At 63.2% G+C, this 22,597-nt stretch carries 26 protein-coding genes; 7 read left to right on the forward strand and 19 right to left on the reverse strand.

Features of this window, described 5'->3' with window-relative positions; translation table 11 throughout:
- Positions 1-106 precede the first annotated feature (106 nt).
- A complete protein-coding gene (locus tag BKY26_RS10665; protein WP_071690379.1) occupies positions 107-682 on the reverse strand; it encodes a YceD family protein in 576 nt (191 codons plus the stop codon).
- A 144-nt stretch (positions 683-826) separates the two neighbouring features.
- Here BKY26_RS10665 and BKY26_RS10670 point away from each other — a divergent pair, with 144 nt between their 5' ends.
- The 3 genes from BKY26_RS10670 (at position 827) to BKY26_RS20010 (ending at position 2,974) form a co-directional block, all read left to right on the forward strand.
- Positions 827-1,288: an outer membrane protein assembly factor BamE gene (locus BKY26_RS10670; protein ID WP_071690380.1), complete on the forward strand. Its 462-nt coding sequence runs from the start codon at positions 827-829 to the stop codon at positions 1,286-1,288.
- A gap of 147 nt (positions 1,289-1,435) precedes the next feature.
- A complete protein-coding gene (locus BKY26_RS10675) occupies positions 1,436-2,188 on the forward strand; it encodes a GNAT family N-acetyltransferase (RefSeq protein ID WP_071690381.1) in 753 nt (250 codons plus the stop codon).
- Positions 2,189-2,545: 357 nt separating this feature from the next.
- Positions 2,546-2,974 (forward strand): hypothetical protein, encoded by a 429-nt coding sequence (locus BKY26_RS20010; RefSeq protein ID WP_131541834.1) that lies wholly within the window; start codon positions 2,546-2,548, stop codon positions 2,972-2,974.
- A gap of 473 nt (positions 2,975-3,447) precedes the next feature.
- On the opposite strand, the gene BKY26_RS20870 is transcribed toward BKY26_RS20010, so the two are convergent.
- From BKY26_RS20870 to BKY26_RS10690, 4 genes are all read right to left on the reverse strand, one after another.
- Positions 3,448-3,687: a DUF6538 domain-containing protein gene (locus tag BKY26_RS20870; protein WP_425434481.1), complete on the reverse strand. Its 240-nt coding sequence runs from the start codon at positions 3,685-3,687 to the stop codon at positions 3,448-3,450.
- 72 nt (positions 3,688-3,759) lie between these two features.
- A complete protein-coding gene (locus BKY26_RS10680; RefSeq protein WP_071690382.1) occupies positions 3,760-4,257 on the reverse strand; it encodes a MarR family winged helix-turn-helix transcriptional regulator in 498 nt (165 codons plus the stop codon).
- Between the two features lie 76 nt (positions 4,258-4,333).
- The gene (locus BKY26_RS10685) at positions 4,334-4,606 is read right to left on the reverse strand and encodes a succinate dehydrogenase assembly factor 2 (RefSeq protein ID WP_071690383.1); all 273 of its coding nucleotides are present in this window, start codon (positions 4,604-4,606) and stop codon (positions 4,334-4,336) included.
- Positions 4,603-5,013: a helix-turn-helix domain-containing protein gene (locus tag BKY26_RS10690; RefSeq protein ID WP_071690384.1), complete on the reverse strand. Its 411-nt coding sequence runs from the start codon at positions 5,011-5,013 to the stop codon at positions 4,603-4,605. Before BKY26_RS10690 ends, BKY26_RS10685 begins: the two co-directional genes overlap by 4 nt.
- 122 nt (positions 5,014-5,135) lie before the next feature.
- Here BKY26_RS10690 and BKY26_RS10695 point away from each other — a divergent pair, with 122 nt between their 5' ends.
- Positions 5,136-6,338, forward strand: a complete 1,203-nt coding sequence (locus BKY26_RS10695; protein ID WP_071690385.1) for a pyridoxal phosphate-dependent aminotransferase — start codon at positions 5,136-5,138, stop codon at positions 6,336-6,338.
- A gap of 151 nt (positions 6,339-6,489) precedes the next feature.
- Positions 6,490-8,139 (forward strand): sulfatase-like hydrolase/transferase, encoded by a 1,650-nt coding sequence (locus BKY26_RS10700; RefSeq protein ID WP_071690386.1) that lies wholly within the window; start codon positions 6,490-6,492, stop codon positions 8,137-8,139.
- A 4-nt stretch (positions 8,140-8,143) separates the two neighbouring features.
- On the opposite strand, the gene BKY26_RS10705 is transcribed toward BKY26_RS10700, so the two are convergent.
- The 10 genes from BKY26_RS10705 to BKY26_RS10750 form a co-directional block, all read right to left on the reverse strand.
- On the reverse strand, positions 8,144-9,310 hold the full coding sequence (locus BKY26_RS10705) for an iron-containing alcohol dehydrogenase (RefSeq protein ID WP_071690387.1): 1,167 nt from the start codon (positions 9,308-9,310) through the stop codon (positions 8,144-8,146).
- A gap of 69 nt (positions 9,311-9,379) precedes the next feature.
- A complete protein-coding gene (locus BKY26_RS10710; RefSeq protein WP_071690388.1) occupies positions 9,380-9,997 on the reverse strand; it encodes a TetR/AcrR family transcriptional regulator in 618 nt (205 codons plus the stop codon).
- The gene (ppk2, locus tag BKY26_RS10715) at positions 9,990-10,877 is read right to left on the reverse strand and encodes a polyphosphate kinase 2 (RefSeq protein WP_071690389.1); all 888 of its coding nucleotides are present in this window, start codon (positions 10,875-10,877) and stop codon (positions 9,990-9,992) included. Before ppk2 ends, BKY26_RS10710 begins: the two co-directional genes overlap by 8 nt.
- A gap of 53 nt (positions 10,878-10,930) precedes the next feature.
- Positions 10,931-11,878: an alpha/beta fold hydrolase gene (locus BKY26_RS10720; RefSeq protein WP_071690390.1), complete on the reverse strand. Its 948-nt coding sequence runs from the start codon at positions 11,876-11,878 to the stop codon at positions 10,931-10,933.
- Between the two features lie 3 nt (positions 11,879-11,881).
- Positions 11,882-12,826: a homoserine O-acetyltransferase MetA gene (gene metA / locus BKY26_RS10725; protein WP_071690391.1), complete on the reverse strand. Its 945-nt coding sequence runs from the start codon at positions 12,824-12,826 to the stop codon at positions 11,882-11,884.
- 44 nt (positions 12,827-12,870) lie between these two features.
- Positions 12,871-13,734, reverse strand: coding sequence for an ATPase (locus BKY26_RS10730; protein WP_071690411.1), 864 nt, complete (start codon positions 13,732-13,734; stop codon positions 12,871-12,873).
- Between the two features lie 81 nt (positions 13,735-13,815).
- Positions 13,816-14,718, reverse strand: coding sequence for a DMT family transporter (locus BKY26_RS10735; protein WP_071690392.1), 903 nt, complete (start codon positions 14,716-14,718; stop codon positions 13,816-13,818).
- Between the two features lie 107 nt (positions 14,719-14,825).
- Positions 14,826-15,941, reverse strand: a complete 1,116-nt coding sequence (locus BKY26_RS10740) for an OmpP1/FadL family transporter (RefSeq protein WP_071690393.1) — start codon at positions 15,939-15,941, stop codon at positions 14,826-14,828.
- Positions 15,942-16,104: 163 nt separating this feature from the next.
- Positions 16,105-16,935, reverse strand: a complete 831-nt coding sequence (locus BKY26_RS10745) for a DMT family transporter (protein ID WP_071690412.1) — start codon at positions 16,933-16,935, stop codon at positions 16,105-16,107.
- Between the two features lie 140 nt (positions 16,936-17,075).
- Positions 17,076-17,357, reverse strand: a complete 282-nt coding sequence (locus BKY26_RS10750; protein ID WP_071690394.1) for a putative quinol monooxygenase — start codon at positions 17,355-17,357, stop codon at positions 17,076-17,078.
- 164 nt (positions 17,358-17,521) lie between these two features.
- Here BKY26_RS10750 and msrB point away from each other — a divergent pair, with 164 nt between their 5' ends.
- Positions 17,522-17,962, forward strand: a complete 441-nt coding sequence (gene msrB, locus BKY26_RS10755; RefSeq protein WP_071690395.1) for a peptide-methionine (R)-S-oxide reductase MsrB — start codon at positions 17,522-17,524, stop codon at positions 17,960-17,962.
- A 215-nt stretch (positions 17,963-18,177) separates the two neighbouring features.
- Here the strand turns inward: msrB and guaA are convergent, their stop codons facing one another.
- Genes guaA through BKY26_RS20245 form a run of 3 tightly spaced genes read right to left on the reverse strand, consistent with a single transcriptional unit; the run spans position 18,178 to position 20,573 of the window.
- Positions 18,178-19,749 (reverse strand): glutamine-hydrolyzing GMP synthase, encoded by a 1,572-nt coding sequence (gene guaA / locus BKY26_RS10760; protein ID WP_071690396.1) that lies wholly within the window; start codon positions 19,747-19,749, stop codon positions 18,178-18,180.
- Between the two features lie 58 nt (positions 19,750-19,807).
- Entirely contained in the window at positions 19,808-20,350 is a 543-nt protein-coding gene (locus BKY26_RS10765) for an NUDIX hydrolase (protein ID WP_083431412.1), read from the reverse strand.
- Between the two features lie 52 nt (positions 20,351-20,402).
- Entirely contained in the window at positions 20,403-20,573 is a 171-nt protein-coding gene (locus tag BKY26_RS20245; protein ID WP_158514328.1) for a hypothetical protein, read from the reverse strand.
- A 177-nt stretch (positions 20,574-20,750) separates the two neighbouring features.
- Between BKY26_RS20245 and BKY26_RS10770 the strand changes: the two genes are divergently transcribed.
- Positions 20,751-22,298 carry a trimethylamine methyltransferase family protein gene (locus BKY26_RS10770; protein WP_071690397.1) on the forward strand — a complete coding sequence of 516 codons (1,548 nt, stop codon included), beginning with the start codon at positions 20,751-20,753 and terminating at the stop codon, positions 22,296-22,298.
- Between the two features lie 10 nt (positions 22,299-22,308).
- Here the strand turns inward: BKY26_RS10770 and BKY26_RS10775 are convergent, their stop codons facing one another.
- On the reverse strand, positions 22,309-22,560 hold the full coding sequence (locus BKY26_RS10775; RefSeq protein WP_071690398.1) for a DUF6477 family protein: 252 nt from the start codon (positions 22,558-22,560) through the stop codon (positions 22,309-22,311).
- Between the last annotated feature and the right edge of the window lie 37 nt (positions 22,561-22,597).

Here is a 22,597-nt window from a genome sequence, read left to right on the forward strand (position 1 = left end):
CCGGGAGCGCACGAACGGCGCGTCAGTCCTACGCGGCGAATGAGGCCGGGAACATACTCGGATTCCCCCGTCATGCAAGCCCTAATCACCACCCCGGTATCCCGCGTCAATCCGTGCTGTCATCGGCATCCGGCTTGCCAAGCTTATCGCGCAATTCCGCAAGCGCCGCAAAGGGTTTCGCGGCCTCGTCGGTCAGCGGCGCGACGCCCGGTTCGGCAACGCTGACAGAGCCGAGCTCGGCCCCGTCGGCGCGGGGATAGAGAGGCAGGTTCAACGCCAGCGCCTCGGCCATGACCATCGCGGGGTCGATATGGGACCCGAGCGGCTCGATCGTGTCATCCTCGGGCATCTCGGCCTCGCCATCCTCATCCAGAGCCAGATCGGGCATCCTGGCAAGGAAGCGTCGCGTCACCTCCACGTCGATCCGGGTCGTGACCGGAGCCAGCGTCACCACGCAGGGTTGCACCACCGTCGCCCCAAGCTTGCCGTCGAGCCGCCAGTCACGCTTGCCGTCGGCCCGGATTTCCCCGGCGAAGCGCAGTTTGCGAATCCCGTCAATGCCCAGATCCGCCGCCAGGCCCGCGCGGGCCGGGGCATCGGGCACGATCTCGAACCGGGTCGGGGTCTTGGTGGACAGCTCCGATAGCGCGTATCCGGGCTCGGCAGGCTTGGATTGGGTCATCGGCTGTTCCTGTTCGATGCGGCGCGGCGTCAGGCAGCTTACGCGGAACTTGCCCTGTGCGCCATGGTCGGTTAAGCCGATAGAAAGCTTTGCCGGGCCTTGCAAGAGCCCGGTGCGATTGGGCGTGCAGGAGGATCAGGGCAGATGATCAGACAGCTTCGAGGCGGACGGCTGATTCTCGCGGGTCTTCTGGCCCTTGGTGTCAGCGCCTGTGCGGCGACCTACACAAATCACGGCTACATCCCGCCCGCCGAAGACCTGGAGATGATCCTGCCCGGCGTCGATACCCGTGACAGCGTGGCGGAAACCATCGGCCGCCCTGCGGCCTCCGGCGTCGTGTCGGAAAGCACATGGTTCTATGTCGCCTCGCGTCACCGCCATTTCACCTACAATGCCCCCGAAGTGGTGGAGCGGCATATCGTGGCGATCAGCTTTGACAGTCGCGGTACGGTGGAAAACATCCGGGAACTTGGGCTTGAGGACGGGGAAATCGTACGCTTCTCGCGTCGTGTGACCGAATCCAACATTCAGGAAGTCACCTTCCTGCGGCAACTGATCGGCAGCGTCGGTCGGGTGAACATCGCCGAAGCGCTGAACGGCAACTGACCGGCCGTTCAGGCAGGGACGCCCCCCCCGATGATCATTTCGGCAGGTTGAGGCTTGTCGTCTTGATGTCATGCCCCCACAGTACCAGTGTATGAGCAATGGTAAGCGCCGTCTGCCCGATGGTGCCGGAGTATAGAGGTTCAGCGCATGAACCGACCGCTGACGCTGACACGGGGCCGATTCACGGCCCGATTTGCCCGGTCCGAGGGCGACCTCCACGCGGCCCAGAGACTGCGATTCCGATGTTTTCGGGGCGGGCGGCAGGATCGGGATGCGCGTGATCACGACAGGTTCGACAGGCTGTGTCGCCATGTCCTGATCGAGGACAGCGCGACCGGTCAACTGGTCTGCTGCTACAGGCTTTTGTTTCTGGAAAGCGGTGCAGAGATCGCGCGCAGCTATTCGGCCCAGTATTACGAGCTCTCCGGTCTCGCCGGTTTCGCGCGCCCGATGGTCGAGATGGGCCGGTTCTGCATGGATCCGCTGAAGCACGATCCTGACATCCTGCGTCTGGCGTGGGGAACCATGACCGCCTTGGTGGACCGCGACGGGGTCGAGATGCTGTTCGGCTGTTCGTCCTTCCGGGGAACCGATGCCGCGCCCTATGCCGATGCCTTCGCGCTGTTGCGGCAACGCCATGTCGCGCCGGACTGCTGGCGGCCCGGGATCAAGGCGGGCCGGGTGATCGAGTTCTCGACCCTGACCGGCACCGCCCCGGACCCGCGGCTGGCCCAATCCGGAATGCCGCCGCTGTTGCGGACCTATCTGCTGATGGGGGGCTGGGTCAGCGATCATGCGGTAATCGACCCGGATCTCGATACGCTGCATGTGTTCACCGGGCTGGAAATCCGCGCAGTTCCGGCAGGCCGTGCCCGCTTGCTGCGCGCCCTCGCGAACTGACCAACGCGTGATGCGAGAGGAGGGGCAGGGCCGCGATCCGGGCGCGGGAGGCGCAGGCCGGGCAGGCAACAGGGCAGGGGGGCGAACACGGCGCAAGCCAATTGCACACTATGCCCCGAACCGATGCCGGGAGTGTCCTGCAAATCCCGACACAGCTCAGTAGATATAGCGGATCTGGGCATCTACTAATTAGACATTTTTTTCAACAATTTAATGGAAGGCTTAGTGCCCTGTTTAGTGCCTCCTGTAGTGCCCTGAAATCTTATGCCGCGTCCCTTCTGGCTTGAAACGAGTGGCCAGCCAAGCAAAGGTGGTTTCGAAGCTTGAGCTTGCTGCTTAAGCACCGGAGGGACTGTAATGCGTTTTCAGATATGGGCGGTTGTTGCTGCGCTAGGTGTTTCTGGGTGTCAGGGCGTCGGCACCAACTACGAGGCCTTGGAAACGGACGCGCCGATTTTCATGAGGCTGAATGAAAATGTTCGATTTGCTGGTCGTTCGTATCCAAGAGGCTCGACACACGAGGCGGTTCAGTTGCCCGATGGTCGATACGTTGTGGGTCTGCGCACGCAACAAACTGACTTGCTGCTGCTCCCCCTCGGTGGCGGGCTGTCGCAACAAAACACAATGGGGGTTGTGTTAGATAACCAGCTTTGCACATTCGGTCAGGCAGCACTCATTCCCGGTGGCGGCTCTCTGGGAACCCGAGTTGGAATTTTTGAAGACGAAGCCGACAACCCAAGCCCTTGGTTTGAAAGCACGATCAGATTTTGCTTCTCTCGCGTCTGACCACTCAAGAAATGTGATGCGATAGAGTAGTCGCTAAACCGAACTGAGGTAGGAATTTCACCCAAGGCTAAAGGGCCCTTGTGAAGGCTATCGGGAAAATGCTGCCACGCCGCTTTCCAACAGGCCTAGGTCTCCGAATGACGAGTGGGTGACCTGAGACACATGCTAGGCGATGTCCCAAATATTTTTTTTTTGCGCTTCGCGAGGGCTACGCTGTGGGGGCAATTTCGGGAGGGGGCAGAGGGTCCCATGTATGGAGCTGCCCTGCAGCATGTGGCCATCAACCAAGGCACTTGCCACGTTGATCCCTCTGGTCGAGCTTGGTCTCGAAGGAGTTTACAGATGGCAAGTTGTGCAGAGTGTGGAAAGAAGCTGAACATGTTTGACCCTAGCTCTGGTGGGCTTTGTTACAGCTGCGCGCTGCATGCAGAGCGGCGTCCAAAACGAACTACATCAGCAACGCATGATCAGGACTAGGCATCCTTCACGGGATTTGGCTGCGCTGCGTCCAACTGGGCATATAGCGCCTCTGTGAGGCTGTGCTGCCGCCTACGGGCTTCTCGCTCATCAGTGGTGCCGGTGGACTTCCGAAGCTGTGTCTTGCCGCTCAGCGCACCCCTCAGTGCCTCCGGTACAGTGACGTAGACATACCATCGGTTGCCCTTGCTCTTGAGCCGAGACAACGTGCTTGCTGGATAGTCCGTTGTGCCCAAAACAGTGCCCCCTGTAGTGCCCTGAGGCTCACATAACCTGTTATTATATTGGGCAAAGTGGCTTGTGGGGGGCTAGTAAATATAGCGAATCTGGTCGGTCCAGAACCGTTCCATACGTTTCAGCGAATGGTTCACCTGGTCGATGCCATCGGGCCCAAGCACACCTTTTTCCTGAAGCGTGTCCGCATGGCGGCGAAACAGCCCGGTCACCACATCGCGCACTTCGCGGCCGCGATCGGTCAGCCGCACCCGCACCGACCTGCGGTCGATCTCGCAGCGCTGGTGGTGCATATAGCCCATTTCGACCAGTTTCTTGAGGTTATAAGAGACATTCGACCCCTGATAGTAGCCGCGCGATTTCAACTCGCCCGCCGTCACCTCGTGGTCGCCGATATTGAACAGCAACAGCGCCTGAACGGCGTTGATGTCCAGCACCCCCACGCGCTCGAATTCATCCTTGATGACGTCGAGCAAGAGCCTGTGCAGCCGTTCCACCAGCGACAGGGATTCCAGATAACCCGGCATGACACCGTGCCGGGAGGTTTCGCCAAGGGGGCTGTGCAAACTCATCATGATCTCCGCATATCTGCTTGCCCCGCAGACTTGCCGATATTTCCAAATAATGAGTTAAACGCGCCCCAGTTTTTCAGGAGCTTTGTTTCGATGCCGCGCCATCTGCCAGAACCCGTGCGAATTCCGACATGTATTCAGGGGCTTGGCGCTGACCAGAGATCCACTGGTAAAGATCTTGGTCTTCCTCTTCCAGCACCCGTTCAAAGAGATCGAGCGCCGCGTCATCGGCCGATTTCAGATGCGCGTCAGCCCATCCGCCAAGGATCAGGTCCATTTCCTTGATGCCCCTGTGCCAGGCCCGCATATGCAGGCGCTTGAGGCGAATCTCGCGCGGCTCGGTGCTCATGTGCGGCCTTCCTCCTTGGACAGGGTCTTGCGCAGCCGCTTTTCAAGGCGGCCCATCTGCTCGCCAAGCCGGGCGTGCTCCTGCCGGATCTGTCGCAGGTCGAGGATGATCTGATTGAGGTCACCTTCCACATCCACCAGATCGGGGTCTTCGGGGCCGCTGCCTTCCCCGGTCAGCAGCCAGCGGATCGACACGTTGAGCAGCCCCGCCACCATCTGCAGCTTGTTGGCACGCGGTTCGCTCCAGTCGTTTTCCCAGGCCACGACGGTCTTGAGTTTCACACCCAATCGCCGCGCCATGTCTTCCTGACTTACTCCCGCCGCCTCGCGCGCACCGGCAAGCCGATCTCCGAACGTGGCGATCTCTTCGCTGAACCAATCCGCTTGGCCTGGGGTCGTGTCGGTCATTCCATCTCCTTCCACGGGGCATTTTGGCCCCTTGATCGTTGAGCATCGCGACCCTAAGCAGGGCACGAGCCGATGTAAACCGGACCGATTGACCGGCCCCCTCGCAACCCTGGAGAATTCAGATGACCTTCCTGTCCGAAACGCTGGCCCGCGTGAAACCTTCGCCGACCATCGCGGTGTCCACCCTTGCGGCGGAACTCAAGGCCGCGGGCAAGGACGTGATCGGCCTCGGGGCGGGGGAGCCCGATTTCAACACGCCTCAGAACATCTGTGACGCGGCGAAAGCGGCGATTGATGCGGGCAAGACCAAATATACCGCCCCCGATGGAATCGTGGAGCTGAAACAGGCCATCTGCGACAAGCTGCAACGCGATAACGGGCTGAGCTACACGACCAAGCAGGTCAGCATCGGCACCGGGGGCAAGCAGATCCTCTACAACGCCCTGATGGCAACGCTCAATCCCGGCGACGAGGTGGTCATTCCCGCGCCCTACTGGGTCAGCTACCCCGATATGGTGCTGCTTGCAGGCGGCGAGCCGGTGATTGCCTCGGCCCGCGCCGAAAACGCTTACAAGCTGACGGCAGACGAGCTGGAGGCCGCGATCACCCCGAAAACCAAGTGGTTCATCTTCAACTCGCCCTCGAACCCGACCGGGGCCGGTTACAACCGCGAAGAGCTGAAGGCGCTGACCGATGCTCTGATGCGCCATCCGCATGTCTGGGTGATGACCGACGACATGTATGAACACCTGGTCTATGACGGGTTCGAGTTCGTCACGCCCGCGCAGGTGGAACCGGGGCTTTACGACCGCACACTGACCTGCAACGGCGTGTCCAAGGCCTACGCGATGACCGGATGGCGGATCGGCTATGCGGCCGGACCAGAGCAACTGATCGGTGCGATGCGCAAGATTCAGTCGCAATCCACTTCGAACCCCTGTTCGATCAGCCAATGGGCGGCGGTAGAGGCGCTCAATGGCACCCAGGACTATATCGCGACCAATAACGAGGTCTTCAAACGCCGCCGCAACATGGTGGTCGAGATGCTGAACGCGGCAGAGGGCATCACCTGCCCGACGCCGGAAGGCGCGTTCTATGTCTATCCGTCGATTGCGGGCTGCATGGGCAAGACCACACCGGGCGGTAAAGTGATCGAGACCGACGAGGATTTCGCAACCGCGCTGCTGGAGGAAAAAGGCGTCGCCGTTGTGTTCGGCGGGGCCTTCGGCCTTTCCCCCAATTTCCGCGTGTCTTACGCGACCTCGGACGAGAATCTTGAAAAGGCCTGCACCCGCATTCAGGAATTCTGCGCTGAGCTAAGCTGAGCGTCCATGCTCTGCGATCATCAATCAGGCCCCGTCATAACCCAGGGCGGGGCCTGTCTTTTGAACGGGGGATCATTTGGGCTTTTGGGCGGGCGTACCGCTCGTTATCCTTCTGCATGATCCGGGCACGGGGATGCGAAGGAGCCAAGACTTGAACATCCTGTTCATCATGTATGACCAGCTGCGCTTCGACTATCTCAGCTGCGCGGGGCACCCGCATCTGCACACCCCCAATTTCGACCGGGTGGCGGCGAAAGGCGTGCGGTTCACCAATGCCTATTGCCAGTCGCCTATCTGTGGCGCCAGCCGGATGAGCTTTTACACCGGGCGCTATGCGTCTTCCCACGGGGCCCAGTGGAACGGCTATCCCCTGCGCGTGGGGGAACAGACAATGGGCGATCACCTGCGCAAGGTGGGGATGGACTGCTGGCTTATTGGTAAGACCCATATGAAGGCCGATGCCGAAGGCATGGCGCGGCTTGGGCTGGAACCTGACAGCCTGATCGGCGCGCGGCAGGCGGAATGCGGCTTTGACGCATGGGTGCGCGATGACGGGCTGTGGGCCGAAGGGCCGGACGGGTTCTATGACGAGAAACGCTCCCCCTATAATGAATACCTGAAATCAAAGGGATATGACGGCGATAACCCCTGGGCGCAGAATGCGAATGCCGGGGTTAAGGACGGTCAGGTCGCCTCTGCCTGGATGTTCGACAATTGCGACCTGCCCGCCAATATCCGCGAGGAAGACAGCGAAACCCCTTGGCTGACGCAAAAGACGATTGAGTTTATGGAGGCGCAGACAGGCCCCTGGTGCGCCCATGTCTCCTATATCAAACCGCATTGGCCCTATATCGTGCCCGCGCCCTATCATGACATGTACGGTGCCAATCACGTGCCTGCGCCCACGCGATCCGAGGACGAATGGCGCGACGTCCACCCGGTTTTCGGGGCCTTCCTGAAGGGCAAGGTGGCCGAGGCCTTCCAGCGGGACGAGGTCCGCCAAAAGGTGATCCCGGCCTATATGGGCCTGATCAAGCAATGCGATGACCAGCTCGGCGTGATCCTCGACTATCTGGACCGCACGGGGAAGGCGGATGACACGATGATCGTGTTGACCTCGGACCATGGCGACTATCTGGGTGATCACTGGATGGGGGAAAAGGACCTGTTCCATGATCCCTCCGTCAAGATCCCGATGATCGTCTATGACCCGCGGGCAGAGGCCGATGCCACACGCGGCACCACCTGCGACGCGCTGGTGGAATCGCTCGATCTGGCTGCCACCTTCGTCGAGGTCGCAGGCGGCGAGGTGCCCGGCCATATCATCGAGGGCCGGTCGCTGTTGCCCTGGCTGCGCGGCGAAACGCCGGACTGGCGCGAGTTTGTGGTTAGCGAATACGACTACTCTGCGCGCCCCTTCGGCGAAACGCTGGTCAGCCGCAGCGCCGATGCGCGGCTTTTCATGGTCTTCGACGGGCGCTGGAAGCTGATCCATGCCGAGGGCGGGTTCCGTCCGATGCTGTTCGACCTGGAAACCGACCCCGATGAGTTGAACGACCTCGCCCGAGACCCCGGCCATGAGGACCAGATCGCGCGGATGCGGGGCCTGCTGGCCGAATGGGGCCTGCGCCTGTCGCAGCGGGTGACGAAATCGGACGCCGATATCGCCGCCATGCGAGGCCGGTCTCTTCGGCGCGGAATTTTGCCATTTCTCTATGACGGCAGCGAAGTGCCTGCCGAACTGGTCGAGAAATACCGGGGCCCTGCCGGGACGGATTACACCCCGCCCGACAAGGGCTGACCGTTCAGCGGCCTCTGGTCACGGCCTCCTCGATCACCGGCACGATCTGCTCCACCGTCAGCGCCCTTGGGTTGGTCCCTGCGGCGCTGTCCTGAATGGCCTTGGCGGCGATGCGGGGGGCGCAGTCGGCGGGCACGCCGATATCGGCCAGCGTCTTGGGAATGCCGATCCGGTCCAGCAGCCCGCAGATATGGGCGTGGAAGGCGTCAAAACCGGTGTCCTCCAGCCCCATGGCCTGTGCCATGGCGGGCGCCTTGTCCACGATATCGGGGGCGTTGAAGCGCAGCACGGCGGGCAGCAGAACTGCGTTGGTCAGGCCGTGCTGTGTGTCATATTCCGCCCCCACCATATGCGAAATCGCATGGACCAGCCCAAGGCCCTTCATGAACGCAACACCCGCCAGGCAGGACCCGGCCAGCATCCCGCCCCGTGCTTCCAGATTGCCCGGCTCTGCCACCGCAACGGGCAGCCAGCGGGCGACCAGCCGCAACCCTTCCAGCGCCAGCCCGTCGCAAAGCGGGTGGAAGCCCGGCACCGAGTAGGCCTCGATCGCATGCACCATGGCATCGGCCCCGGTCCAGGCGGTCAGATGCGGGGGCAGGCCGAGGGTAATCTCCGGGTCCAGCAGCGCCAGCGCCGGCTTCAGATCGGCGTGCCAGATGCACCATTTCATGCCCTTCGCCGTGTCGGTGATCATCGCCGTGCTTTCCGTTTCCGCCCCGGTCCCGGCGGTGGTCGGAATGGTGATGAGCGGCGGGAATGGGGCGTGGGAGGACATGTCGGGCGGGGTCTGCTCGAACTCGAACGCCCAAAGGTCGATCTCATTCGTGGCGGTCAGCGCAATGGCCTTTCCGCCATCCATGCCGCTGCCGCCGCCAATGGCGATCACCCCGTCATGACCGCCATCGCGATACAGTGCCTTGCCCCCGGCGATCTCATCATCCCGCGGATTGGGTGAAATCTCAGCATAGAGCGCGGCGTGCAGGCCGCCCTCTGACAGGTAGCGCATGAGGTCGGAGAGAAAGGGCAGCCCGGCGCTGCCCCGGTCGGTCACCACCAGGGGCCGCGACATGCCCGCATCCCGGCACATGCCCGCGATTTCCTTCAGGCGGCCGGGGCCATAGGCGATCGGGACGGGAAAGCTCCAATCCTGCGGGTCGAGTAGGCTCATCGCGGCGCTCCTGTCTGTTTGTCAGGCGTCACCATCATGGGCGGGGGAAGGGGCGTCAAGGCCGCACGGTCACTGATCCGGGTCGATCAGGCCAAGGCCCCGCAGGTAGATGCCGATCCCGGCCTCCAGCAGCTCCTCGGGCGGGAAGGGGGCATTGCCGCCGGGTTTGCCACGGGCGAAGAGCTCCACCACCCCGTGGCTCATCGCCCAGATATGGGCGGAAAACATGCTGGCGGGGGGGCGTTTTTCCGGCGGGATATGCTGTGATAGCGCCTCGGCGGCCTTTTCGAGAATCGCGCGCGACCGGGCGGCGGCGCTGGCCAGACCCGGTGTGGCGTTCATAGGGATGCCGCTTTCGAACATCGCCATGTAGTGGCCGGGATATTTGCGGGCGAAGGCCAGATAGGCGCGGCCTGTCGCCTCGAACGCCGCCAGGGCCGAGGGGCCGCCGGTCTCAAACGCATAATCCATCAGGTCGGCGAAAATCTCATGCCCCTGCCGCGCGCCTTCCGCGATCAGCGCCTCGCGCCCTTCGAAATGGCGATAGACGGCGGCGGGCGTTACGCCGGCTGTCTTGGCGGCCTCGGACAGGGTGAACCCCGTCGGGCCTTTCTGTTCGATCAGCACAAGGGCCGCATCGACCAGAGCCTGGCGCAGATTGCCGTGATGGTAGCCGCGTTTACCCATGCGCTGCGCGATCCGCCCACATTTCTGGCCCGCCGCAGATGGCGGGGTCGGGCTGGCCGACCAGATCGTGATCCTTGCGATCATAATCGAGCCCCGAAAGGATCTTGCGGATGACCGCCAGCCGCGCGCGGCGCTTGTCGTCGGACCGGATGACCGTCCAGGGGGCGGCCTCGGAATGGCCGCGTTCCAGCGTTTCGCTGATCGCGGCGCTATAGGCATCCCATTTCTTCAGCCCCTCGACGTCGATCCAGCTGAGCTTCCATTGCTTCAGCGGGTCGCTTTCCCGGTCGAGGAATCGGCGCAGCTGTTCGGCCCGGCCGACATTGAGCCAGATCTTCACCAGATGGATGCCTTCGCGCACCAGCATGTCCTCGAATTCCGGCAATTGGCCAAAGAAGTTCTGCCGCTGCGTTGGGGTGCAGAAGCCGAACACATGCTCCACCACACCGCGATTGTACCAGCTGCGGTCGAACAGCCGGATCTCACCACCTGCAGGCAGATGCTGGATATAGCGCTGGAAATACCACTGTGTCGCCTCGCGGTCGGTGGGTTTCGAGAGCGCCACGACCGAGGCCACGCGGGGGTTGAGGTTTTCGCGCACCCGCTTGATGCTACCACCCTTGCCCGCCGCGTCGCGTCCCTCGAACACCACCGCGACCCGCTTGCCGCTCTCTTTGACCCAGGCCTGGCATTTCACCAGCTCGATCTGCAGCGCCTCCAGCTGATCCTCATAGTCCTTCTTGTCCATCCTCTCGTCATAGGGAAAGGACGGGTCCAGAACGCTGTCTTTCTTCGCATTCTTGATGGCCTTGCGCACCGCGTCGGGGGCCTCGGATGTGTAGAACTGGCTGATGGCGCCATCGAAGGGCAGGTCGGTCATGGCTTGCCTTTTTGCTTGTGTCTGCTCTGGTTCAATATGGGCCGCGCGGGGGCCTAGTGCAATCCGGCGCGGGCCGCGGCGCGGTCGATGGCGGCGGCGACCTGATCGGGATGGGTGTGATGCGGCATATGGCTGGCGCTGTTTATCGCGGTCAGGTTGGCACCGGAAATGGCGCGGGACAGCGGCTCTGCATGGATATGGTAGCCAACGGCGGTATCGCCGGTCGCGTGCAGGATTTCCGTGGGTACTGCGATCTCGCCATAGCGGGGTTCTTGCGCGGTGATCCAGCGCAAAAGATGCCGTCTTTGCAACGCATTGGCCCGCATGGAGGCGCGGCGCAGCGTCAGGCGCGGGCCGAAATGGGCGGCGTATCCCGGCGGCGGGGCCTCGGGCGCGAAGATGGCGGCGATCTGGTCGTCGATCACCCTGTCGGGGGTGAAGGCCGTCAGGGCCGGGATCAGCAGATGCCGACCGGGCCAGCTGGAGAGCACGCTGTAATAGGCCCCAAGCCCGGTCGTCCAGGGGTGCGACACGGCAGAGACCGGCACCAGTGCCGCGATTTGATCGGGGTGGTTCAGCGCCCAGGCCAGCGCCACCGCGCCGCCCAGGCTCTGACCCATGACAAGGGGACGATCCGCCCCCAACATCCGCGCCGCCGCCGCCAGCACCGCCGCTTGCCGGTCCAGCGAGGCCCCGTGCGGCGTGATCGGGTCGGAATAGCCAAGGCCGGGCCGGTCGAAACTGATCACCCGATAGCGATCCGCCAGCAGGGTATACATCCCGTAAGAGAAATCCCGCAGGTTGCCGGAAGATCCGTGGATCAGCACAAGGTCCGGGCCGCTGCCCGCTACATACACATGGACCTGCACGCCATCCACATCCAGTAGCTGCCCGACCGGGGGGTGACTGGCCTCTGCCCGCGCTTCCTGAACGCCCGCGCGCCAATGGGTCAGCCCCGCCAGCGCCCCGGCAGCGGCCAAAGTGGTCGCGGCAAGGGCCATGGGTCAGCCCCTCAGGTCGGTGCGGTCGAGCCCGATCCGGGACAGGTCGAAGGGTGTCGTTTCGTAGATCTCGGAAATCCAGTTGCCGTAAAGCAGATGCGCATGGCTGCGCCAACGGTTCTGCGGCGGTTTGGACGGGTCGTCATCGGGGTAGTAGTTCACCGGCACGTTGATCGGCGTACCCTCGGCCACATCCCGATCATATTCCTGCTTAAGCGTGTTCGAGTCATACTCGAAATGGTTGAAGACATAGAGCGCCCGATGGCCCTGATCTTCGACCAGAGCGGGGCCGACCTCGTCCGAATGCAGCAGCACTTTCAGCCCAGGCACCGCCTCGATCTCATCGCGCCGCATTTCCGTCCAGCGGCTGACCGGCATCACCAGATCGTCGGAAAATCCACGTAAAAGAGGGGTTTCCGGGGCGAGGTTGATGTGGCGGAAGCAACCGAACGCCTTGTGGTCGAGGATGTGTTTCTTCACCCCGTGGAAATGGTTGATCATCGCCATCCCGCCCCAGCACACACCAAAGGTGGAATGCACATGGGTCTGCGTCCAGTCGAAAATGCGGCCAAGTTCCTGCCAATAGGTGACCTTGTCGAAGTCGAGATGTTCAATGGGCGCGCCGGTGATGATCAGCCCGTCGAACTTCTCGCCCGTTGCCTCCACTTCGGTGAAGGGGCGGTAGAACTCTTCCATATGGGCGGCGGCGGTGTTCTTGGCCTGATGCTCGCTCATGCGGATCAGGCTGAACTCGATCTGCAGGGGCGTCGCGCCGATCAGACGGGCGAACTGGTTCTCCGTCTGGATCTTCTTGGGCATGAGATTGAGCAGCCCGATCCGCAACGGCCGGATATCCTGACGCGCCGCCGCATCCTCGTCCATGACCATGACGCCCTCGTGCGAGAGCACGTCATAGGCGGGCAGGGTCGAGGGCAGTTTGATGGGCATCGGACGGCTCCGGGTTGCGCGGTTAAAGGGGGGATTTAGGGGGGTTATCGGCGGCTCTCAAGGGCGGTGCCTACCAGATCGGTCACATCCTTGGCATCGCGTACGGTGGCCACGTCGCTGGCCTGCACGGTCAGGCCCCAATTGCGGGCCATCCCGGCATAGAGCGGCACCCGGTGGCGGATCGCGCGGGCATAGGCGAAACGGATGAAATCGTCGGGCACCACATCGGCGGCATTCACCCCGCGTTCGCGTTTGAAATCATCCCACAGCTGCCGCATGATCCGGGGCTGGTAATACATCGGCTTCGGCGCGCGGTCGAAGCGGCGGATGAGTTCGTCGGTGTGATCCTCGCTGCCCTCGATCCAGACCATCAGCGTATGGGCGCTGAGCGTCTTCAGCACCTCGTCGCGGGGATTGTCCGGTTCCACCACCTCGCAGATCGACCCGCCGGTGTCGCAGACGAAATTCGAGTAGCCATAAAGGTCATGGGCGCGGCGGATGAAATGCGGCGTGTCGAGCAGCGCGTTGATCTCGGCGCGGCGGTGCAGATCCTGCCGGCTCATATATTCGGCAAAGCTGAGCCCCCCCAGATCCGGGTTGCCGGGCTTGCCCAGATAGGTCGACAGCGGCGCGAGATTGTCGAAGGTGATGTTCGATCCGACATAGATCGAATCCGACTTCAGCAGCTCCGCCAGAAACGGCACCTGCATCGCCTGTTGCTTCAGGTTGTCCGAGATATGTTCGCCCATATAGGCGGTGCCAATGCGGTAATCGACGGAATAGTGGAACCAGTGCCCCTCGGCCCGCAGCAGGTTGGCCAGATGCGTCTTGCCAAGCCCGGACATGCCAAAGAACAGCACCCGCTTGTCGGGGGCCGCGTGCCAGTCGCGGGCGGTCTTGTAGATCAGGCTCATGGCGCGTCGCTTTCCCATGGGTCGCAGAGGTCCGCATTCGATACCGCGCAAGGCCCGGTGCGTCCATGCGGAAATTCAGCGCTTTAGCGCCCGCCACAGCCGCCCGTCGAGAATGAGCAGCCCGATAGCCAGCAGCGCAAACCCTGCGAAGGCCGTGGGCACCAGCCGTTCGCCAAGCACCAATGCGCCAAGGCCGATGGCCACGGGCGGGATCATCAGCGTCACCAGCATCGCATTGGCGCTGCCCGCCGCCTGCACGATCCGGTAGTAGAGCAGATAGGCCAGCGCCGTGCCGATCACCGCGAAATAACCAATGGCGGCAAAGGTTTGCGCGTGCGTGGGCAGGGCAGGGGTGCCTTCCAACCACAGCGCCAGGGGCAGCATGATCAGGCTCGATCCGGTCAGCATGCCAGCGGCGGCGACCTGTGGCTTCAGGTGAGAGAGCCGCGCCCGCGCCCATGCCGAGGCGAACGCGTAGGACAGCGTTCCCGCTAGAACGGCCAGTTGCGCCAGAGACCGGATGTCAAAGCTGCGCAGCGCGTCGAGGCCGATGGCGACAGCGACCCCGGCGAATGCCACAGAAACGCCGATGACCCGGCGCGGGGTCATCCGTTCATCCGCGAAACAGGCGGCGGCGACGGGCACGGCGAAAACGGCGGTGGCGGCGTTGAAGATCGAGGTCAGCCCCGTCTCGATATGCAACTGCCCCCAGGCCATGAGCGAGAAGGGGATGACGTTGTTCAACAGACCCATGACCAGGAAGGCGCCCCAAACGCGCGGATCGGTCGGGAGATCCAAGCGGCGCAGGGCGACATACCCCCACAGGATCAGCATGGCCCACGCCACCCGATGAGCCACGAGGGTAAACACCCCGATTTCATCCAGCGCCACGCGGATCGAGAGAAAGGAGGCACCCCAGATCAGGCTGAGGAGCAACAGGTCAGCCCAGGCCCGGGCGGGAATGCGGTCGGTTGTCATGGGGTTTGCTTAGCGCGTTGCCCGAGGCCACACGACCCGGAACCTGCGCAAAGAAAAACCCCGGACGCGGCGGTCCGGGGTTGATCCTGTGACGTGTTGGGGAAGGCTCAGAAGTTGAAGCCAACCCGCAGGCCGAAGGCCACGACGTCGTTGTCGTAGAAGTCCGAGGTGACGGGACCGGGGGCCAGAATCGTGTTGGCGTCGCCGATCATGACATAGCGGACACCAGCGGCGATCGACATGTTGCCCTGGGTGTATTCCGCGCCGAGGCCAATAGAGGTGAAGCCGTCGGTCGGGCCGAGGTTGCCGGAGAAGCCGTCCTGTTCGGCCTCATAGCCGAGCGTGGCGGACACGGCCCAGTTTTCGTTCAGGCGACGCGCGATGCCGAGGGTGTAGGTCCACACGTCCTCGTCATAATCCACGAGGCTGCCGGCCGGGTAGGCATTGGGCATGATCGCGTAGCCGTCCCAGTTGGTCCAGCGGATCGAGCCGAAGAGCAGCGTGTTGGCCGCAATGCCGGACTGCGCTTCCAGCAGGATCGACTGGGGCAGGGTGTTGTTGAATGATGTCGCGGGCGCCACGGCCAGAATGGCTGCTTCCGGTGTGCCTGCGGGCGCGGGGGATTCTACGCCGGACAGGCTCAGGTCGACTTCGCTGAAATAGGTCAGCGCAACGCGCATGGCGATATCGGGGCGCTCGTAAGCCGCGCCGACCATGTAGCCGAATTCGAGATCCGTATCGGCGCTCAGCGCATAGGCGAAGAGCGGTGTCGAGACATAGACATCGCCCTCTACCTGAACGCCGCGGATACCACCATAGACCGAGAAATTCTCGTTCAGCTCGTAGCGCAGGGCCGCGGTGATCTGGCGCGAGGACAGTTCCGCGTAGGAACCTGCGAAAGGATAGCCGGTGCCGGTGGGGTAGTCCACATCCGCGCCCACGGGCTCGTCGACCACAAGCGAGAAAGACAGCGCATCGGTGATGTCATGATGAAAGCCGAGCGTGACCGAATTGTAGGTCGGGCTGATGTCGCCCGAGGCAACCGCCGGAACGCCGGTCACATTGCCGGTCACCGTCGGTGAAACCGAACCGTAGCTCAGTTCTACATAGGTGCCTTCTTCAAACAGGATCCCGGTGGTGAAGCCGGTGCGCTCGATGCCACCTGCGGATGCGGCTGCGGTGCTTGCCAGCAGCGCCGCTCCTGCGAGAGTGATCTTTTTCATGGTTGTCCCTCCAAGACCGATTACGGTCATCCCTTGTACTGAGGATACTTCGCCAAAACTGGTGTTCAGGGTCAATTCTTCCCTCACGTAAGGGGCCGATACGGGGGGCTGTGGACAGATTTGGTGGGGCGGTTGTGACGGATTTGCTACAGCTGACCTAAGGTCAGGTCCTTCGGGACTCTGTCGCGACGTTGACGTAGTTGGCTCCGAAGATCAGCGCCGCCCCCAGGAAAACCGGCCATGTCAGCGGTTCGTCATACAGCACCATGCCGATGATGGCGATGACTGGCAGGCGGGCGAAATCAATCGGCAGCACCACGGTTGCGGGCGCCAGCGTCATTGCCGTGGTGATGCAGAAATGCGCCGTCAGACCGCCCAATCCGATGACGATGATCCAGGGCAGACCGTCGGCTGTGGGCAGGGCGATGTCGCCGTCGAACCCGGCGCAGACCAGCCCGAACAGCAGCTGCATAGTGGTCAGGTAGAACAGGATGCAGGTGACGCTGTGCTGGCGTGTCAATTGCTTGGTGAAGATGGCCGTCAAGGCAAAGCAGACAGCGGCGCTGGCGGCGGTGATCGTGCCAAGCGACAGCGGCGTGGTGCCCGGTTGCGCGACGATCAGAATGCCGATGAAGCCGCACAGCACCACGCCGAATTTCTTGAGCGTGAACCGTTCCCCAAGCAGGAACGGGGCCAGCAGGATCACCCAGAGCGGGCTGGTGAATTCAAGCGCAAAGACCTGCGCCAGCGGGATCAGCGTCAGGGATGCCAGCCACAGGTTCTGCCCCGCGAAATGGGCGATATTGCGCACGGCGTGACGCGGGAGATCGCGGGTTGTGACCTCGCCCAGTTTGCCGCGCAGCGTGGCCATCAGGATAACGATCACCACGCCGATGAGCGAGCGGTAGGTCATCATCTCGAACGTGTCGAGATCGCTGGACAGCGCCCGCCCTGCCACCGCCATGGCCGAGAAAGACACGATGGCTCCGATCATCCAGAGCGCGGCCAGCCCCGCCTGCGCGGGCTCGATCTCTGTTCGAATGGCGGTCAACGGGGCGATCCTGTCAGAAACTTCCCCAAGCGGGGCGATGCGGCGACCAGACACCAGCCCCGCGCGCTTGGCAAGAGGGGGGCTCAGTCAGTCAGGCCGGTGACGCTGTAGTCCCGGGGGATACCGGCGCTGATCGTGGCCCAGTCAGAGGCTTGCGCGCGGGCCTGATGGGCGCGGAAAGCATCGGAATCGGTGAATGCTTCGGCGACATTGAAACGGCCGGGGATGGCGGGATCTTCGGTCACGTCGAAGCTGAGGCAGCCGGGTTCCGCGCGGGTCAGACGGATATGCTCGATCAGCCCGGCGCGGATCTGCTCCAGCCGGTCCGCCGGCACGTCGATATGGCCCTTGAGGGTGACAGTCATCCGCGATCTCCTGTGTCGTCGGGAAGCTGGTAGCCCCGGCGATCCGGATGGGCCAGAGGAATTGTTGCAAATGCCCCTCGGTCTCGTGATCATGGCGGGTCTGGGCAAATGGCCCTGTCAGCCCCATATCCTGCGCTGCACGACTGAAACGGAGGGACCGCCCCATGAGCTACGCCAAGACCGACGACGCCCTTGCCCGCCTGACGCCGGAACAATACCGCGTCACACAGGAAAACGGCACGGAACGGCCGTTTTCGGGAGAGTATGACCAGCATTTCGAGCCGGGGCTCTATGTGGACGTGGTCTCGGGCGAGCCGCTTTTTGCCTCGTCGCAGAAATTCAACTCGGGCTGCGGCTGGCCGTCCTTTGCCAAGCCGGTGGAACATGCCCATGTGGTGGAGCTGCGCGACACGACCCATGGCATGATCCGCACCGAGGTGCGCTCTGCCCATGGGGACAGCCATCTGGGGCATGTCTTCCCCGATGGCCCGCGCGAGATGGGGGGCTTGCGGTACTGCATCAACTCCGCCTCGTTGCGCTTTGTTCCGAAAGAGGAAATGGAGGCTGAGGGGTACGGGGCTTATCTGGATCAGGTCGAGGGCTGAGCGCCACGGGTTTCGCCGCCTTACGGCGTCGATCCGGGAGCGGCCCTCCTCAACCCCCGCTTTCGCGGGGGCCTCGTCGGTCCGCGTTGCCACGGGATATCGGGGAGGGTGGTGTGCCGAGCCCGCTGTCTGGGCATGCGGCGCGGGCAGGATGCCTCCGGCGGAGGTATTTGGGCCAAGATGAAAGGGAAGCGCGCGTTAACCTTAACGGGGCGTTATTCCAACTCGATCGTGCCCGGCGGTTTCGAGGTGCAGTCGTAGAAGACGCGGTTCACGCCCTTCACCTCGTTGATGATCCGGGTCGATGTTTCCGACAGGAAATCGTGGCTGAACGGGTAGTAATCCGCCGTCATCCCGTCGACCGAGGTCACGGCGCGCAGCGCCAGCGCGAAGTCGTAGGTGCGCCCGTCGCCCATCACGCCCACGGTGCGCATCGGCAGGATCGCGGCGAAGGCCTGCCAGATCTCGTCATAGAGCCCGTGCTTGCGGATCTGGTCGATATAGACGGCATCCGCCTTGCGCAGGATCTCCAGCTTGTCGCGGGTGATCTCGCCGGGGCAGCGGATCGCCAGACCCGGCCCGGGGAAGGGGTGGCGGCCGATGAAGCTGGCGGGCAGGCCCAGTTCATGGCCAAGCGCGCGGACCTCGTCCTTGAAGAGCTCGCGCAGCGGTTCGACCAGTTTCAGGCCCATCTTCTCGGGCAGGCCGCCGACATTGTGGTGGGACTTGATGGTCACCGAAGGCCCACCGGAAAACGAAACCGATTCAATGACATCGGGGTAGAGCGTGCCTTGTGCGAGGAACTCTGCCCCTGCGATCTGGTCAGCGTATTTCTGGAACACGTCGATGAAGAGCCTGCCGATGGTCTTGCGCTTGGTCTCGGGGTCGGAGACGCCCTCCAGCGCGCCAAGGAACAGCTCGCTCTCATCCGCATGGATGAGGTTGAGGTTGTAATTGTCGCGGAACATCGCGACGACCTGTTCAGCCTCATTGAGACGCAAGAGGCCGTGATCGACAAAGACGCAGGTCAGCTGGTCGCCGATCGCCTCGTGCAGCAGGATGCCGGTGACCGAGCTGTCGACGCCGCCGGAGAGCGCACAGATCACCTTCTTGTCGCCCACCTGTTCGCGGATCTTGGCGATCATCTCCTCGCGGTAGGCGCCCATGGTCCAGTCGCCGCTGAACCCGGCAAGCTTCACGAAGTTTTCATAGAGCGTCGCGCCGTTTGGGGTGTGGTGCACTTCGGGGTGGAACTGGACCGCGTAGAAATGGCGGCTGGTGTCGGCGGTAATGGCGAAGGGCGCGCCGGGCGAGGTGCCGTAGACCTGGAACCCGGGGGCAATCTCGGCCACGTGGTCGCCATGGCTCATCCAGACCTGTTCCTTGCCGGACCCGTCCATGAACCAGCCCGACAGCAGATCGACATGCGCGTCAGAAGGCGTGACATAGGCGCGGCCAAATTCGGCGGTGGCATGTTCGCCGGCTTCGACCCGGCCGCCCAGATCATGCATCATCACCTGTTGGCCATAGCAGATGCCCAGGATCGGTACGCCAAGCGTATAGGCCGTTTGCGGCGGGCGCGGGCTGCCCTCTCGCATCACGCTGTCGGGGCCGCCGGAAAAGATGATGGCCTTGGGCGCGAACTCGGCCAGGAACGCGTCGGTCACGTTCTGGTAGGGGTGGATTTCGCAATAGACATTCAGCTCTCGCAGGCGGCGCGCAATCAGCTGCGTCACCTGGCTGCCGAAGTCGATGATGAGAAGGCGGTCATGAGAGGTGCTGGTCATGGGCCTGCCAATAGGCGCGAGCGGGGTTTTGTGCAAGCGGGATTGACGCCAGGGCGGGTTATTCGCCCAGAAGATCGGCCAGCCCGTCGGGGAAGAGCTGCATCCGGCCCGCGCGGGCCTTGTCCAGCGACACCCATTTCGCGGTCATCTCGGGGCCGTCGCCCTCGCGGAAGGCCAGTTGGTCGGCCTCGTAAAGCGTGTCATTGGCGAAGCGGGCGGCGAGGACAAAGACGATTTCATGGCCCGCCACACCCTCGTGTTCAAAGAGGTTCTCCAGCACGCCGAGCGGGCGGATATCGGTGATCTCCTGCCCTGATTCCTCCTGGATTTCCCTTGCCAGTGCCTCTCCCGCGCGTTCGCCGAACTCGATGGCCCCGCCAAGCGGGCGCCAGCCCTTGATGGTTCCGTCATCGCTGTGGACCGGGGCGCAGAGGATCTGCCCCTCCCGTTCGAAGATGCCGATGGCCAACGTGCGCACGCCCGCCACAGGCCGCCACGGGCGCGGGGCCTCGGCCACCGGCGGGCGGGGGCCGAGCGGATCGGCCCCATGGTCATGGCCGCAGCCGCAGGTGGGATCGTGACAGGCGTGATCTTGGGGCATGGGCGGTCTCCTTGCCCCAAGGGCTACAGCCCCCGCACGCGCCCGGCAAGGGTCAGGGGATCAGCACGTTGATCAGAGTGACCCCGATGATCCAGATGGCCAGGGCCAGAACGATGGCGGTGGTCAGGGAATAGAACCCGCCCGGCACGCCCACCAGAAAGGCGACCACGCCAAGCCCGCCTATGAGGCCCATCAGGGGTGTTTTGCGACTCTTCCAATCCATGGCGGCACCTCCTCTGGACAGGGAGTCTGCCCAGAAACCGCTCCCCAAGCCCTGATATGGCGCAGACGCGCGGCCCGCATGTCGCTTTTTCCCCGCAATCGCCGCAAATCACACGCGGTTGGGCAGCGCCGCTTTGTATCACATCGGAAACTTCCCCCTTTGAGAGGACATGACGCGATGAGTGATGCAGCAACCGCCCGACGCCGGGGACGTGGTGGTGGCGGGGCCGCCCGCCGCGCCGAACGCAGCGCCGTCAGCATCGAGACCGCCAAATATATCGAGCGCAACATCCCGAATTTCGAGGTGCTGACCGAAGAGGCGCTGGAGATCATCGAGGCCAATGCCGAAACGGTGCTGGAAGAGATCGGCGTCAATTTCGTCGAGAACCCCGCCGCGCTGGACCGCTGGCGCGAGGCCGGGGCCGATGTGGATGGCGAACGGGTGCGCCTGCCCAAGGGGCTGGCCCGCAAGCTGTGCTCTACCGCGCCCTCCCAGTTCACGCAGCACGCCCGCAACCCCGAGCGCAATGTCGAGATCGGCGGCCGCAATCTGGTGCTTGCCCCGGTCTATGGCCCGCCCTTCGTGCAGGACATGAACGGTGGTCGGCGCTATGCCACGATGCAGGATTTCCAGGACTTCGTGAAACTGGGCTACATGTCCAAGTGGCTGCACCATTCCGGGGGCACCGTCTGCGAACCGACCGATATTCCGGTGAACAAGCGCCATCTGGATATGCTCTATGCCCATATGACGCTGTCGGACAAACCCTATATGGGGTCGGTCACGGAACCCTCGCGCGCCGTCGATTCCATCGAGATGTCGAAGATCCTGTTCGGCGATCAGTTCGTTCAGGACAACACGGTGATGACCTCGCTCATCAACATCAACTCGCCGCTGACCTTCGATTCCATCATGATGGGCGCACTGGAACATTACGCCGCCCACAATCAGGCCGCGATTATCTCGCCCTTCATCGTCGGTGGGGCCATGGCCCCGGTGTCGATTGCCGGGACGCTGACGCAGGTTCTGGCCGAGGTGCTGGCAGGCGTGGCCTATAGCCAGTTGATCCGCCCCGGTGCGCCGGTGATTTTCGGGGCATTCGTGACCTCGATCGACATGAATTCCGGCGCGCCCACTTTCGGCACGCCCGAGGCGTCGCATATCACCATGGGCGCGGGCCAGCTGGCGCGGCGTCTGGGGCTGCCCTTCCGCTCTGCCGGGTCGTTCAACGGCTCGAAACTGCCCGATGCGCAGGCCGGCTACGAAACCGCGAATTCGCTGAACATGGGGCTTCTCGCGGGTGTGAATTTCATGCTGCATTCCTGTGGCTGGCTGGAAGGGGGCCTTGTGTCCAGCTTCGAGAAATTCGTGATGGATGCCGACCAGCTTGGCGCGCTGCATCATTTTGCCCGCGGCGTCAGCGTCGACGAAAACGCCCAGGCGATGGATGCGATCCGCGAGGTGGGACCGGGCGGTCATTTCCTCGGTTGCGCCCATACCCAGGCCAATTTCAAGACCAGTTTCTGGCGCTCGGACCTGCTGGACTACAAGCCGTTCGAAACCTGGGCCGATGAAGGCAGCCGGGACACGATGGCGCTGGCCAATGCGCGGGTGCGCAAGCTGCTGGCAGACTATCAGCAACCGGCGCTGGACCCGGCCATCGACGAGGCATTGCGCGCCTTCGTGGCCAAGCGCAAGGAAGAGATGCCGGACGCATCCTACTGAGCCTGTCGGCCTAGATCGCCTGCGCGGTCTGGGCCACCAGCATCACGGCGATCAGCAGATCCACATGGCGGCGGGGTGAGTAATCAGCCTCGCCGTCCTTGCGTTTGCGGTTCATCTCCGACTCCTCCGACAGAAGCCGCGCCAGACCGGCGCGGGGCAGTGCGCGACCGCTGCGCAACAGCGATCTTGCGCCGATGCTGGCCGCCTGAACCAGAAGGCGCGGGCGGGTCAGGGTGGAAAGGTCTTGGGGCATGTCGGTCATGTCTGGGCTCCTGACTTGGTCGGGTGAGTCGCCCTCA

The organism is Nioella sediminis (assembly GCF_001879695.1).
GTDB classification, from domain to species: domain Bacteria; phylum Pseudomonadota; class Alphaproteobacteria; order Rhodobacterales; family Rhodobacteraceae; genus Nioella; species Nioella sediminis.